The following is a 12,632-nucleotide window of genomic DNA, read 5'->3' as shown; positions in this document are numbered from 1 at the left end:
AAAACGCCCGCACCCGTGCGCTTGAAGTGGCAGCACTCCGCGGGCTGACGGAAGGAGGACAACGACCCGGAAACGAAGGAACAGTACAAAACACGTCTTCAGCACACGTGTCCTTGTAGCCAATGGTCCGGTGGCGGAAGTGATTCAAACCGCCGCCGGACCGTCGGCGTGTCGCAACGTGAAAGCCTAGGTCAATCGCTGGTTCGGCGGTCCCGCCCGTATAATTTGAGGTACATCAGTGCCGCAGCGCACCGGGAGGAACGGTCATGGTGGCGGAATCGCCTAGCTCCATCAAGAATGAAGTTGTCGGCGGTCGCTATCGTTTGGGTGACGTAATAGGCCGTGGGGGGATGTCCTCGGTTTACTCTGCCCGGGATGAAAACCTGGGCCGCGACGTCGCGCTGAAGCTATTCGCGCCGCAGGCTCCGGATGCGGACGAACTGAAGCGGCAGGAAGCGGAGATCCAGCTCCTGGCCACCCTGAACCACCCCGGCCTGGTGACGCTCTTCGACGCCAGCATCGATGACCGCCTTCCGGATGAACCCCGTCCCTTCCTCACCATGGAACTCGTGGAGGGCCAGGACCTGCGCAGCCGTATTCGCCACAGCCGCGTGCCCTATGAAGAGCTGTCAGTGATCGGTGCAGGGATCGCCGACGCCCTGGCTTACGTCCACGGCCTCGGCATCATCCACCGCGACATCAAGCCGGGCAACATCCTCCTGGTGCAGATCCGGCCGGGCGAGCCGCTGCGGCCCAAACTCACGGACTTCGGCATCGCCAGGATCGTCGATTCCACCCGACTCACGGCCACGGGCACCATGGTGGGCACGGCTGCCTACCTCAGCCCCGAGCAGGCCCTCGGCAAACCCCTCTCATCGGCCACGGACATCTATTCCCTTGGCCTGGTGCTGCTGGAGTGCATCAAGGGCACGGTGGAGTACCCGGGCAGTGCCGTGGAATCAGCTGTTGTCCGGCTTCACCGCGCTCCGGAGATCCCCGACGACGTCCCCGCCGAATGGGCAGACCTCATCCGTTCCATGACGGCCATCGAGCCGCTGGAGCGGCCGACGGCTGCGGACATTGAGACGGCGCTGCGCCAGGCCCTGGTTTCCCCGGCGTCAACGCCCGGAGAACTGGCCCCCGAAACCACCCGGGTGCTTCCCGCGATGCCCTTCCACCCGCCCACCATCACTGCCGAAGAATCAGTGGACGAAGTCCGGGAGGCGGCAGGGGCCACCGGGGCTATTTCTCCCCGCTCATCCTCGCAGCCGTCTGAGCGGACCCCCGCCCCGCAAGCCACGACACCGTCTGCTTCCGGTGCGGCGGCAACCAGCCCAGCCGCCGCCAAGGCCTCCAGGAAGCCGCGCTTGTCCCGGACGCAGCGCATCTGGCTGGCCGTCGTACTCGGTATCCTGGTGATCGCCGCGGCCGCCGCAACGGTGATGATGAGCATTTCCGCCCGACCGGCCGACGTCGTGCCCTACCCCACGGTGACCGGCGTCCTGGGTGACCATCTCCAGGAACTTCAAAAGAGCGTGGAACCGTGACCCTGCTGCAGGCACCTCCGAACCGGCTGTTGCTGGCGTGCTCAGCGGCACTGGTCGCGGCGGGCTTCCTTAGCGCGTGCGCGGCTCCCGGGAACGGTCTGCAGCGCGAAGCCGCCACCCAACTCCAGGCTCGGGTCCTGGAAGTGACCCAGGCGTCGTCCCAGAACAATCCCGAGTCCGCACTGCAGGCACTCGCGGGTCTTGAGGCGGACCTCTCGGCGGCCCAGGCAAAGGGCCAGGTTTCCGAGGAGCGGCGCCGCAGCATCACCACGGTGGCTACCGCTGTCCGCGCAGACCTCAACGACATCCTCGCGGCCCAGAAAGCGGCGGCTGCGAAGGCATCCGAAGATGCTCGCATCGCTGCTGAACAGGCAGCGCAAAGCGCCGCGCCCGCCCCAGTCCAGCCGGCTCCTGCGCCGGCACCAGCCCAAGGCAGTTCGGGCAGCAACGGCCCGGCCTCCGGCAAAAACAACAACGACAAAGGCAAAGGCAAGAACTGAGCCTGCGCTCAACGTACCGATATACAAAAAAGCGGGGCTCCGGAAGATTATCCGGAGCCCCGCTTCTTTCTCACCACAGCTGCTGCAGCAGCCCGCCGCTAGCTCAGGCTGGCGATGACCTTGTTAAGGGTGGCGGAAGGACGCATAACTGCGGAAGCCTTGGCGTCCTCCGGGTGGTAGTAGCCTCCGATGTCCACGGGTGAGCCCTGGACCTCGGCCAGCTCGCCCACGATGGTTTCCTCCTTGGAGGAAAGCTCACTGGCGACCGTGCTGAACGCGGCGGCCAGCTCGGCGTCGTCCGTCTGCTTGGCCAGCTCTTCAGCCCAGTAGCGGGCCAGGAAGTAGTGGCTGCCTCGGTTGTCCAGCTCGCCCGCGCGGCGGCTCGGGGACTTGTTCTCCAGCAGGAACGTGCCGGTGGCGCGGTCCAGGGTGTCGGCCAGGACCTGGGCGCGGGCGTTGCCCGTGGTGGTGGCCAGGTGCTCGAAGCTGACGGCCAGGGCCAAGAACTCGCCCAGGCTGTCCCAGCGGAGGTGGTTTTCCTTCAGCAGCTGCTGGACGTGCTTGGGGGCGGAGCCGCCTGCACCGGTCTCGAACAGCCCGCCGCCGTTCATCAGCGGAACAACGGAGAGCATCTTGGCGCTGGTGCCCAGTTCCAGGATGGGGAACAGGTCCGTGAGGTAGTCGCGGAGCACGTTGCCCGTGACGGAGATGGTGTCCTCGCCCTTCCGGATACGCTCCAGGGTGAAGGCGATGGCCTTGACGGGGGCCATGATCTGGATGTCCAGGCCCTCGGTGTCGTGCTCCTTTAGGTACTCGTTGACCTTGGTGATGAGGTTGGCGTCGTGGGCGCGGTCCTCGTCCAGCCAGAACACGGCGGGGGTCTGGGAGGCGCGTGCCCGGGTGACGGCCAGCTTCACCCAGTCGCGGATGGGGAGGTCCTTGGTCTGGCAGGCGCGCCAGATGTCGCCCTCGGAAACTTCGTGTTCGATCAGGACGTTGCCGGAGCCGTCCACCACCTGCACCTTGCCGGCTTCCTGGATTTCGAAGGTCTTGTCGTGGCTGCCGTATTCCTCGGCTGCCTGCGCCATGAGGCCAACGTTGGGCACCGTGCCCATCGTGGTGGGATCGTAGGCGCCGTTGGCGCGGCAGTCGTCGATAACCACCTGGTAGATGCCGGCGTAGGAGCTGTCCGGCAGGACAGCCAGGGTGTCGGCTTCCTTGCCGTCCGGGCCCCACATGTGGCCGGAGCTGCGGATCATGGCAGGCATGGAGGCGTCCACGATGACGTCGCTGGGGACGTTCAGGGTGGTGATGCCCTTGTCCGAGTCCACCATGGCCAGGGCGGGGCCGTCTTCGAGGCCCTTCTTGATCAGGTTCTGGACGCCTTCGCGGACATCCGCGGGCAGGTCCTCGAGGCTGCTCAGGATGGCGGCAAGGCCGTTGTTGGGGCTGATGCCGGCGGCGGAGAGCTGCTTGCCGTAGGTCGCGAACAGTTCGGAGAAGTAGGCCTTCACCACGTGGCCGAAGATGATGGGGTCGGAGACCTTCATCATGGTGGCCTTCAGGTGGGCTGAGAACAGCACGCCTTCTTCCTTGGCGCGGGCCACCTGGGCCTTCAGGAACTCGTCCAGGGCGGCAGCGCGCATGACCGTGCCGTCGATGACCTCGCCGGCCAGGACCGGGAAGGCCTTCTTCAGGACCTTGACGGAGCCGTCCTCGCGGACCAGCTGGATGGAGATGGTGCCCTCATTCTCGATGACTACGGACTTCTCGTTGGAGCGGAAGTCGTCCTGGCCCATCGTGGCCACGTTGGTCTTGGAGTCCGGGGTCCAGGCACCCATGGAGTGCGGGTTCTGGCGGGCGTAGTTCTTGACGGACAGCGGTGCACGGCGGTCCGAGTTGCCTTCACGCAGGACCGGGTTCACGGCGGAGCCCTTGATCTTGTCGTAGCGCGAGCGGATGGCAGTTTCCTCATCCGAAGACGGGTTGTCCGGGTAGTCCGGCAGTGCGTAGCCCTGGCCCTGCAGCTCTGCAATGGCGGCCTTCAGCTGCGGGATGGAGGCGCTGATGTTGGGCAGCTTGATGATGTTGGCTTCCGGCGTCTTCGCCAGCTCACCGAGTTCAGCAAGGGCGTCACCGATCTGCTGCTCGGGGGTCAGGTAGTCACCGAAGACGGCGATGATGCGGCCGGCGAGCGAAATGTCGCGGGTCTCCACCTCCACACCTGCAGTCGAAGCGAATGCCTCGATGATGGGCAGGAACGAATAGGTAGCCAGCATCGGCGCTTCGTCGGTGTGGGTGTAGATAATCTTGGACATGCGCGGGCGTCTCCCTGTGGGTCGGCTTGGTTGTGAAAAATTCGGTCTATTTCACCATGTACAACTTACCCGAGGACGCCACTTCAAACCTTAACAGGGCCCCGCATTACCCCGGTGAGAGCAGGATTACAGCGATGGAGAACGCACGACGGCGGGCTGGGCACCCGGGTGCCCAGCCCGCCGTCGGCCCTTCCCACCATCAGGAGCCGCTGGAAGGGCCCTAAGTCGCTTTTCTGATATCTCACTACTGTGTACAAAATTGTCTGGTAACGATAAGTTCGCTGAGTCACTCCCGATCCCGGGCCCAACCCCGTTCAGACAGGACACCAATGACACGCACCCGGTCTCTGGCCTCCGGCCTCCTCACTCTCTCGGCGGCCGCCGTACTGGCTCTCGCTTCCGCCGGCGGGGCCACGGCCGCACCGGCCCCCTCCGACGGGAAGGCAAACCCGTCCGTCGCCAGCGTCACTGTCGACGCTGGGGGCTCTGCAGACTACTGGACTCCCGAGCGCATGCGGAGTGCCGTCACCGGCGACACGCTGGCCGGCAAGGCACTTGAACGAGGCAACCGCTCCAGCGCGCTCCTCGTGGAAAAGGGCAAGCCCGCCACCACCAAGGGAACCAAGGGCAAGCCCACGATCGCCAAGAGCGAGGACCCCGTCTCGCACATCGGCAAGGTGTTCTTCACCCTGGGGGGCGCCAACTACGTGTGCTCCGGCAACGCCGTTACGTCAGCGAACAGAAGTACAGTGGCCACCGCCGGGCACTGCGTCAACGAAGGCCCTGGGGCTTACGCCACCAACTTCATCTTCGTCCCCGAATACGAGAACGGCAACGCGCCGTATGGCAAGTGGGCCGCCAAGGCCCTGTACGCCCCCACCCAGTGGGTCAACAACGGCGACATGACCTATGACACGGGCTTCGCCGTCGTAGCCCCGGACAGCAACGGCGACCTGCTGACCGACGTCGTCGGCGGCTCGGGCACCGCCTTCAACCAGGCCCGCGGCCTCACCTACACGTCCTACGGCTACCCCGCCGCCGCACCCTTCAACGGCGAAACGCTGTGGAGCTGCACCGGCAAGGCCACGGCTGACCCCAACAACCCGCAGTTCGCCACCCAGGGGATCCCCTGCGACATGACCGGCGGTTCTTCGGGCGGCCCGTGGTTCATCGGCGTCGACTCCGATGGCGTCCAGAACTCCATCAACAGCTACGGCTACAACGGCTCCCCCGTGATGTACGGCCCCTACTGGGGCTCGGTTATCCAGGACACCTTCAAACGTGCAGCAAAATCCTAGGACGCCGGACGCGGACAAGGATCCCGTCAGCCACGTCGACCTGACCCAGTCGCCTGAGGAAGTCCTCGAGTACTGGACCAAGGAGCGGATGGCGGAAGCCAAGCCCCGGGAGATCCGCCTTCCCAAGCCCGCCCCACGCCCGGCTGACCAGGACTAAGCAGCAACAACCAAGACGACGGCGCCCGTCCCCTTCTGAAGGGGGCGGGCGCCGTCGTCTGTTTAACCACCATCCACTGCTCCGTAGTTGTCGTTTTCACGACGGAAAACGACAACTACTCAGCAACCGATGGGTGGGTGGGTGGGCCCACGCCGCCCGGGTTCCCTGGCCGAGCGCCAGCGAGGCTAGGGCGGCGGTGGGGATTAGTGGAAGAAGTGGCGCGCCCCGGTGAAGTACATGGTGATGCCGGCCGCGTTCGCTGCCGCGATCACCTCTTCGTCGCGGACTGATCCGCCGGGCTGGACCACGGCCCGGACGCCGGCGTCGATCAGGATCTGCAGGCCGTCAGCGAACGGGAAGAACGCGTCGGAGGCCGCCACGGCACCGCGTGCCCGCTCCGGTGCGCCGCTACCGCTTGCGTTGGAGGCACCGCCCGCACCTTCGACGTCGGACTCCACGGTGACGCCCAGGGTGTTGGCCCGCTCCACGGCCAGGCGGCAGGAGTCCAGGCGGTTGACCTGGCCCATGCCGATGCCCACCGCGGCCCCGTCCTCGGCAAGGAGGATGGCGTTGGACTTCGCGGCCCGGCAGGCGGTCCAGGCGAAGGCGAGGTCCGCGAGCGTCTTCTCGTCCGCGGCTTCACCCGCGGCGAGGGTCCAGTTGGCGGGGTTGTCGCCGTCGGCGTCCACCTTGTCGGTGACCTGGACCAGCATGCCGCCGGAGACCTGGCGGAACTCCGTGGGGTAGCGGCCGTAGCCCTCGGGCAGGGCGAGCAGGCGGATGTTCTTCTTCTTGGAGAGGATCTCCACGGCCTCGGGCTCGAAGCCGGGGGCGATGACCACCTCGGTGAAGATGTCCTTGACGGTGTTGGCCATGCCGGCGGTCACGGTGCGGTTGGCTGCGATGACGCCACCGAATGCGGAGACGGGATCGCAGGCGTGGGCCTTGGCGTGCGCGTCGGCGATGGGGTCCGCAGCGTCGGCGGATCCGACGGCAACGCCGCAAGGGTTGGCGTGCTTGATGATGGCGACGGCGGGCTCGGCAAAGTCGTAGGCGGCGCGCAGGGCGGCGTCGGCGTCAACGAAGTTGTTGTAGCTCATGGCCTTGCCGTGCAGCTGGTCCGCCTGGGCGATGCCCATCGGCGCAGCCTTGTCCACGTACAGTGCGGCCTGCTGGTGCGGGTTCTCGCCGTAGCGCAGCACCTCTGAGCGTTCCAGCGACAGCCCGGCGTAGGCGGGCCAGTCGATGACGCCGTCGCCGTCCTCGTCCAGGAACTGGCTGGCGGTCCAGGTGGCCACCGCGTTGTCGTAGGCGGCGGTATGCGCGAACGCCTTGGCGGCGAGGCGGCGGCGGGTCTTCAGGTCGAAGCCGCCGGCGGCAGCGGCCTCTACGACCTGGCCGTAGAAGGAGGGGTCGACCACAATGGCGACGGCGGCGTGGTTCTTGGCTGCCGAGCGCACCATGGCGGGGCCTCCGATGTCGATCTGCTCCACCACGTCGTCCTGGGCGGCGCCGGACTTGACCGTCTCAACGAACGGGTAGAGGTTCACCACCACCAGGTCGAAAGCCTCGATCTCCATGCTGGCGAGGCTTTCCATGTGGGCCGGGACGCGGCGGTCCGCCAGGATACCGCCGTGGACGCGCGGGTGCAGCGTCTTGACGCGGCCGTCCAGCATTTCGGGTGAACCGGTGACCTCCTCCACCTCCTGCACGGGAATGCCCGCGGCGGCGATCTTCTTGGCCGTGGAGCCGGTGGAGACGAGCTTTACACCGGCGGCGTGCAGGCCCTTGGCGAGCTCCTCCAGACCGGTTTTGTCGTAGACCGAGATCAGGGCCCGGCGGATGGGTACACGGTCAATGGATACGCGTTCATGCTGCGTGAAGCTCACAAATGTCTCCGTCTTATCTCGCGGAACAAGGCCGCGGTTGGTGGGGATAGGGCCAGTTTATCGCGATGGGCGCGCTTGCCCCGCGTGTCAGCCGGAGTGTGAACGCGCTGGGGCCGGGCTAAAGTTTTCAGCAGGAGGCGGCGATGAATACTTACACCACTGTGCCCAGCGGCGAACAGGTGGTCCAGGAACTGCCCTGGCGATGGAAAGTCCAGGGCAGAATCTTCCTTGTGGGCGGCCTCGGCTTCATGTTCGATGCCTGGGATGTGACCCTGAACGGCATCCTGATTCCGTTGCTTTCGAAGCACTGGTCCCTCTCCGCCGGCGAGGCCGCATGGGTGGGCACGTCGAACCTGATCGGCATGGCCCTGGGCGCGTTCATCTGGGGAACCATCGCGGACACGGTGGGGCGGAAGAAGGCTTTCACGGCCACGCTGCTGCTGTTCTCGGTGTTTACGGTGCTGGGCGCGTTCGCCCCCGACTTCATCTGGTTCTGCGTCTTCCGGTTCATGGCCGGCTTTGGCCTGGGCGGTTGCATTCCAGTGGATTACGCCCTGGTGGGTGAGTTCACCCCGCGGAAGCAGCGCGGGAAGGTGCTGACCGCAATGGATGGCTGGTGGCCGGTAGGTGCTGCCCTGGCCGGCTTCGTCTCGGCAGGGCTGGTGGCCCTCTCCGGCGACTGGCGCCTGACCATGCTGGTGATGGTCCTGCCTGCACTCCTGGTGTTCTGGGTCCGGAGGAGTGTGCCGGAGTCCCCGCTGTTCCTCATCCGGAAAAGCCGCCGGGAGGAAGCGGCCCGGATCATCGACGGGCTGGTGGAAGCCACCGGCGCCGAACCCCGGGCGTACAGCCTCCCCGATGCCAAAGACGTGCCACGGCTCTCCGCCGGCAGCGCCTGGACCCAACTGCGCTCCGTGTGGCAGTTCAACTGGAAGATCACCACGGCCGCCTGGGCCCTGTTCTTCAGCATCCTGCTGGTCTACTACCTGTCCCTGACGTGGATGCCCCGGATTCTGATCGGCGCCGGCTTCGCCGAGTACAAGGCCTTCGTCACCACTGCCTCCATCGCCGCCGTCGGATTCCTGGGCGTGGTGGTGGCCGCCCTCCTGGTGGAGCGGGTGGGCCGCAAATGGATTCTTGCCATCACGGGTCCCCTGTCGGCGCTGACCCTGGTGATCGTGGCGTTCGTGGTGGACATCCCCACCGCCGCGGTGTTCTGGCTGCTGGTGTTCGGGTTCGTGGTGCAGGTGGCCATCCCGGTCCTGTACGCGTACGTCTCTGAGCTCTACCCCACCGAACTGCGGGGCACCGGCTTCGGCTGGGCCTCCACGTTCTCCCGGCTGGGCGCAGGCTTTGGGCCGCTGATTTTCGCCAACTACTTTTGGCCCGAACTCGGGTTGGCCACGTCCTTTGCGCTGGCAGGGGCCCTGGTCCTGGCAGCAGTGCTGTGGATGGCGTTCTTCTCCCCCGAAACCCGCCAGCGCCGCCTGCAGTAGCGGCTTCCCTTCCCAACTGACTCGCAGTTGTTGTCGTTTAGGACCCCGAAAACGACAACAAATGCGAGCTACTTGGTCAACTGTCCTGGAGCTAGTCGGGCGACCAGCCTCTGCTGAGAAGCGCGCGGCGTACTTTGGAGACGGCCGCCCTGCCCGCGTCTTCCATATGCCGTTTGGAGATCCTGACTAGGAGCCAGCCCGCCCGCAGGAAGTCCTCCTCACGGGCGATGTCACGGACGACCTGTTCCGGGGAAGAATGCACTTCGCCGTCATACTCCACAGCAACGCGGTGACGCGGGTAGCCCAGGTCAGGCTGGCGCACGACGCCGCCGCCCAGCTCTGTGAGCACGTTCAGTTGCGGTTCGGGAAGGCCTGCGAATTCCAACGCCAGCCTTAAGCGCGTCTCAGGTGCAGAGTCGGCGCCAACCCGCGCCTGCTCACCCCCGCTACGCACACGATCTCGTCGTCGAAGAACTGTCCCACGTGGCCCACGACCCCCCTTCGCCGGGGAATAGCCATCGTGTCCGGACGGGAAATGTGGACGAGCGGCTCCCTTTGACCGGGTAGAAAACCCGGAAAATCCCAGAAGCTGAAGGCTGTGGCATGGGAGGCAGCCGAGAACGCAGTAATCGTCGTAAACGGCCTCAAAGCCTCAGGCCCGAGTGTTTCCATTGGCCCGGGCGAGGAGCCGCAATGCGGCACCCTGATTCCGCGGCTGGGTGAGTCCAGCGCTGCGTGACGGAGGCGCCTAAGGGTTACTCCGGCGTCGACCGCTTCCTGAAACGTAAAGGGTGCCCGGGCAATCTCGGCGGGAAGGGGACGAGGCGTCTTCACGCGACCATAATCGCAAACCCTTTCGCGTGCCGCCGCGGTTATCCACAGGCAGCAACACCGAAGCCCAAGTGGCTGGCAGTTGTTGTCGTTTTGAGTGCTCAAAACGACAACAACTGCGAGCTAGTTGGGAGAGGACGCGGAGTAGGCGGGGTCCGCTGCGAGCGCGGCCAGGGTGGAGACCAGGAGCCGGCGCTCCACCACCTTGATGCGCTCGTGCAGGGTCTCCTCGGTGTCGGAGTCCTCAACAGCCACCGCTTCCTGGGCGATGATGGGGCCAGTGTCTACGCCGGCGTCGGCCCAATGCACGGTGCAGCCGGTGACTTTCACCCCATACGCCATCGCGTCGCGCACGCCGTGGGCCCCGGGGAATGCCGGGAGCAGTGCGGGGTGGGTGTTGAGGTACCTGCCGTTGAAGGCGTCGATGAAGCTTGGGCTGACGATCCGCATGAACCCGGAGGAGACCACGACGTCCGGCTTGTAAGCGGCCACGGCGTCGGTGAGCGCTGCGTTCCAGTCGGCGCGTTCCGGGTAGGCCTTGAAGTCCACCACAAAGGTGGGGATGCCGGCGGCAGCAGAGCGTTCGACGCCGAGAGTCCCCTCACGGTCGGCGCCCACCGCTGCGATTTCCACGTCGAGCTCCCCCGCCTTGACGGCGTCAATAACGGCCTGGAGGTTGGACCCGGTTCCGGAAACGAGGACGACGATACGCATTGGTCCAGCTTAGGTGCACGCTCGCGTACGCTGGAAAACATGAACAGCGAACCGGGCCGGGGCGGGCAGCAGGTCAAACCCCCGCTCAGCGAGGCAGCCAAGGCCTCCCTCGCCAAGACCCGCACCCTGTTCCGGATGTTTGTCGTCTCGGTCCTGGGCGCCTTCTTCGTGTACCAGTTGGATGTCGGCTACCTATGGCTGACAACAGTGCTCACCGCCGTTGGCCTGGTCCTGGGCGTTGTCCTGCTGGTGCGGGCCATCCGGTTGAGGGAATCCAAGTTGGTCCTCTTTGGGACCATTTCCGGCCTGGTGGTTGCAGCTGTCATGGTGCTGCTGATTGTCACCACCTTGGTCCTGTACGACCAGGTGCGCGAATACCAGGCCTGCCTTGGCCGGGCGCTGACGGACCGGGCCACCCATGCCTGCATGGTCCAGTTCCAGGACGTCCTGCCGACAAAGATGCGCTAGCGGGGCCAGGGTCCTAGTGGACCAACTCCGCGTCCCGTTCCGCGGTGCTGCCCTTCTCCCGCTCCAGCCACGGTCCGGCCGCATAGCCAATAACGACGCCGATGCCCACCTCGGCGGCCACCCAAAGTCCCGTCCACAGCGGGTCGGGCCCGATGGCGGTCAGCCGGCCGAGGCCGGCTGAGCCCCTGGCGATCCACGCCAAGCCCGCGGTCAGCACTCCGGCGCCCAGCCCGGCCAGGACTGCGAGCACCAGGGTGGAAGCGCTGGCTGTGAACCAGCGGGCGTGGATCTTGATGGCGAGCCATTCGTCGAAGTGGTTTTCGCCCTCCCGCAGGAACCACCATCCGGCCATGACTCCTGCCAGCACCGGAACCACCAGGGCCACCAAAGCGTAGTCCAGGGGTCCTGAGGGGATGGCGGCCAGGACGGGGATGGAAGGGAGCGGTCCGACGGCGGTGGCCAGCGGACCCACCTGGGAGCCGGCTCCCATGGCGAAACCGGCGCCGGACGTCCAGGCGAGGGCAAAGACGACGAGGTTGGGCAGGAAGCCAAGCTGTGCGACGGTGAGGGCCGCGCCTCCCACCGGGCCGGCGTCGAGCGCTTCGTAGACGGAGACCACGAGGTTCCAGTGGATGAACAGGTCGATTGCCAGGAGCGCGGCCGCCAGGGTGAGGGCGGACATCACAGCCACGAATCCGGCTTTCGCCACAGATGCGAAGTACGAGCCGGCCCAGCGGGAATGCTGGCTGGTGCGCGAAATCCAGTCCACGGCATCGACGCCGATGAGCCGGCTCCATGAACCCGCTTCCCGCCGTGCACCGATCACCATGCCCAGTGCGTATGGAATCAGGGGAATCAGCAGGGCGTACCAAAGATTGATGATGACGTCGGCAGTGCGGCAAACAAACCCGGTGGCCGCGCCGAAGGCCGCATAGACCAACCATGACCCCAACAGCGCCTGCCACAGCTGGTCCGTGTAGGAGGCGCGGGCCAGCCTGCGGCCGGCGCGCCACGCCAGCAGGAACGGGATAAGGGTCAGGCCCAGGGGAACCACGCTCAGCGTGCCGGACCCGCCGTGGGTGGCTGCCTCGGGACCGGCGCCGGCAAGCCCCAACGGCACGCCGTGGACCAGGAGCCAGGACTGGCCGGCAAGCCTGGCCAGGACCTCGAACTGTCCGTTCTGGAAGCCGGCGGTGGCCCACACGGCAACGATGGGCGCCACCACCACCAGCGCGGAGATTATCGCCGCCTGCGCCGTTTCAAGGGCACCTTGCAGCCACAACGGCATGGGAAGGCCACGGTTTCCGGTCTGATCAGCGCGCAGTTTCATCGTGTTCCATGGTGTCACGGAGGGCGTGCCGTGCCGGCGAACGACAGGCTCGCCGGCAGCACTGATCATCCGGCAAATGCGACG

General features: G+C 66.0%; 11 protein-coding genes. 6 read left to right on the top strand and 5 right to left on the bottom strand.

What is annotated here, in order from left to right:
- Positions 1–266: 266 nt before the first annotated feature.
- Together LFT49_RS06420 and LFT49_RS06415 are read left to right on the top strand one after the other, a co-directional pair.
- The gene (locus tag LFT49_RS06420; RefSeq protein WP_237430095.1) at positions 267–1,547 is read left to right on the top strand and encodes a serine/threonine-protein kinase; all 1,281 of its coding nucleotides are present in this window, start codon (positions 267–269) and stop codon (positions 1,545–1,547) included.
- Entirely contained in the window at positions 1,544–2,047 is a 504-nt protein-coding gene (locus LFT49_RS06415) for a hypothetical protein (RefSeq protein WP_237430094.1), read from the top strand. Before LFT49_RS06420 ends, LFT49_RS06415 begins: the two co-directional genes overlap by 4 nt.
- 98 nt (positions 2,048–2,145) lie before the next feature.
- On the opposite strand, the gene LFT49_RS06410 is transcribed toward LFT49_RS06415, so the two are convergent.
- Entirely contained in the window at positions 2,146–4,365 is a 2,220-nt protein-coding gene (locus tag LFT49_RS06410; RefSeq protein WP_236801494.1) for an NADP-dependent isocitrate dehydrogenase, read from the bottom strand.
- Between the two features lie 329 nt (positions 4,366–4,694).
- Here LFT49_RS06410 and LFT49_RS06405 point away from each other — a divergent pair, with 329 nt between their 5' ends.
- Together LFT49_RS06405 and LFT49_RS06400 are read left to right on the top strand one after the other, a co-directional pair.
- On the top strand, positions 4,695–5,663 hold the full coding sequence (locus LFT49_RS06405; protein WP_236821570.1) for a trypsin-like serine peptidase: 969 nt from the start codon (positions 4,695–4,697) through the stop codon (positions 5,661–5,663).
- Positions 5,647–5,820 carry a hypothetical protein gene (locus LFT49_RS06400; protein WP_236801491.1) on the top strand — a complete coding sequence of 58 codons (174 nt, stop codon included), beginning with the start codon at positions 5,647–5,649 and terminating at the stop codon, positions 5,818–5,820. Before LFT49_RS06405 ends, LFT49_RS06400 begins: the two co-directional genes overlap by 17 nt.
- Positions 5,821–6,023: 203 nt before the next feature.
- On the opposite strand, the gene purH is transcribed toward LFT49_RS06400, so the two are convergent.
- A complete protein-coding gene (gene purH / locus LFT49_RS06395) occupies positions 6,024–7,709 on the bottom strand; it encodes a bifunctional phosphoribosylaminoimidazolecarboxamide formyltransferase/IMP cyclohydrolase (RefSeq protein WP_237430093.1) in 1,686 nt (561 codons plus the stop codon).
- Between the two features lie 143 nt (positions 7,710–7,852).
- On the opposite strand from purH, the gene LFT49_RS06390 reads away from it, so the two are divergent.
- Positions 7,853–9,205 carry an MFS transporter gene (locus LFT49_RS06390; protein ID WP_237430092.1) on the top strand — a complete coding sequence of 451 codons (1,353 nt, stop codon included), beginning with the start codon at positions 7,853–7,855 and terminating at the stop codon, positions 9,203–9,205.
- 91 nt (positions 9,206–9,296) lie between these two features.
- Here the strand turns inward: LFT49_RS06390 and LFT49_RS06385 are convergent, their stop codons facing one another.
- Both LFT49_RS06385 and purN read right to left on the bottom strand, forming a co-directional pair.
- Positions 9,297–9,590 carry a hypothetical protein gene (locus tag LFT49_RS06385; protein WP_237430091.1) on the bottom strand — a complete coding sequence of 98 codons (294 nt, stop codon included), beginning with the start codon at positions 9,588–9,590 and terminating at the stop codon, positions 9,297–9,299.
- Positions 9,591–10,159: 569 nt separating this feature from the next.
- Entirely contained in the window at positions 10,160–10,750 is a 591-nt protein-coding gene (purN, locus tag LFT49_RS06380; protein WP_236801486.1) for a phosphoribosylglycinamide formyltransferase, read from the bottom strand.
- Positions 10,751–10,789: 39 nt separating this feature from the next.
- On the opposite strand from purN, the gene LFT49_RS06375 reads away from it, so the two are divergent.
- The gene (locus LFT49_RS06375) at positions 10,790–11,218 is read left to right on the top strand and encodes a hypothetical protein (protein WP_236801485.1); all 429 of its coding nucleotides are present in this window, start codon (positions 10,790–10,792) and stop codon (positions 11,216–11,218) included.
- Between the two features lie 13 nt (positions 11,219–11,231).
- Here LFT49_RS06375 and LFT49_RS06370 read toward each other — a convergent pair whose 3' ends face one another.
- Positions 11,232–12,548: a cell division protein PerM gene (locus LFT49_RS06370; RefSeq protein WP_237430090.1), complete on the bottom strand. Its 1,317-nt coding sequence runs from the start codon at positions 12,546–12,548 to the stop codon at positions 11,232–11,234.
- Between the last annotated feature and the right edge of the window lie 84 nt (positions 12,549–12,632).

The organism is Arthrobacter sp. FW306-06-A (assembly GCF_021870055.1).
In the GTDB taxonomy this organism is placed as follows: Bacteria; Actinomycetota; Actinomycetes; order Actinomycetales; family Micrococcaceae; genus Arthrobacter.
This window is presented reverse-complemented; position numbering and strand designations above follow the sequence as displayed.

Coding starts and splice junctions, on each gene's coding strand:
- LFT49_RS06420 (WP_237430095.1), top strand. CDS start 267: ATGGTGGCGGAATCGCCTAGCTCCATCAAGAATGAAGTTGTCGGCGGT.
- LFT49_RS06410 (WP_236801494.1), bottom strand. CDS start 4,365: ATGTCCAAGATTATCTACACCCACACCGACGAAGCGCCGATGCTGGCT.
- LFT49_RS06405 (WP_236821570.1), top strand. CDS start 4,695: ATGACACGCACCCGGTCTCTGGCCTCCGGCCTCCTCACTCTCTCGGCG.
- LFT49_RS06390 (WP_237430092.1), top strand. CDS start 7,853: ATGAATACTTACACCACTGTGCCCAGCGGCGAACAGGTGGTCCAGGAA.
- purN (WP_236801486.1), bottom strand. CDS start 10,750: ATGCGTATCGTCGTCCTCGTTTCCGGAACCGGGTCCAACCTCCAGGCC.
- LFT49_RS06375 (WP_236801485.1), top strand. CDS start 10,790: ATGAACAGCGAACCGGGCCGGGGCGGGCAGCAGGTCAAACCCCCGCTC.
- LFT49_RS06370 (WP_237430090.1), bottom strand. CDS start 12,548: ATGAAACTGCGCGCTGATCAGACCGGAAACCGTGGCCTTCCCATGCCG.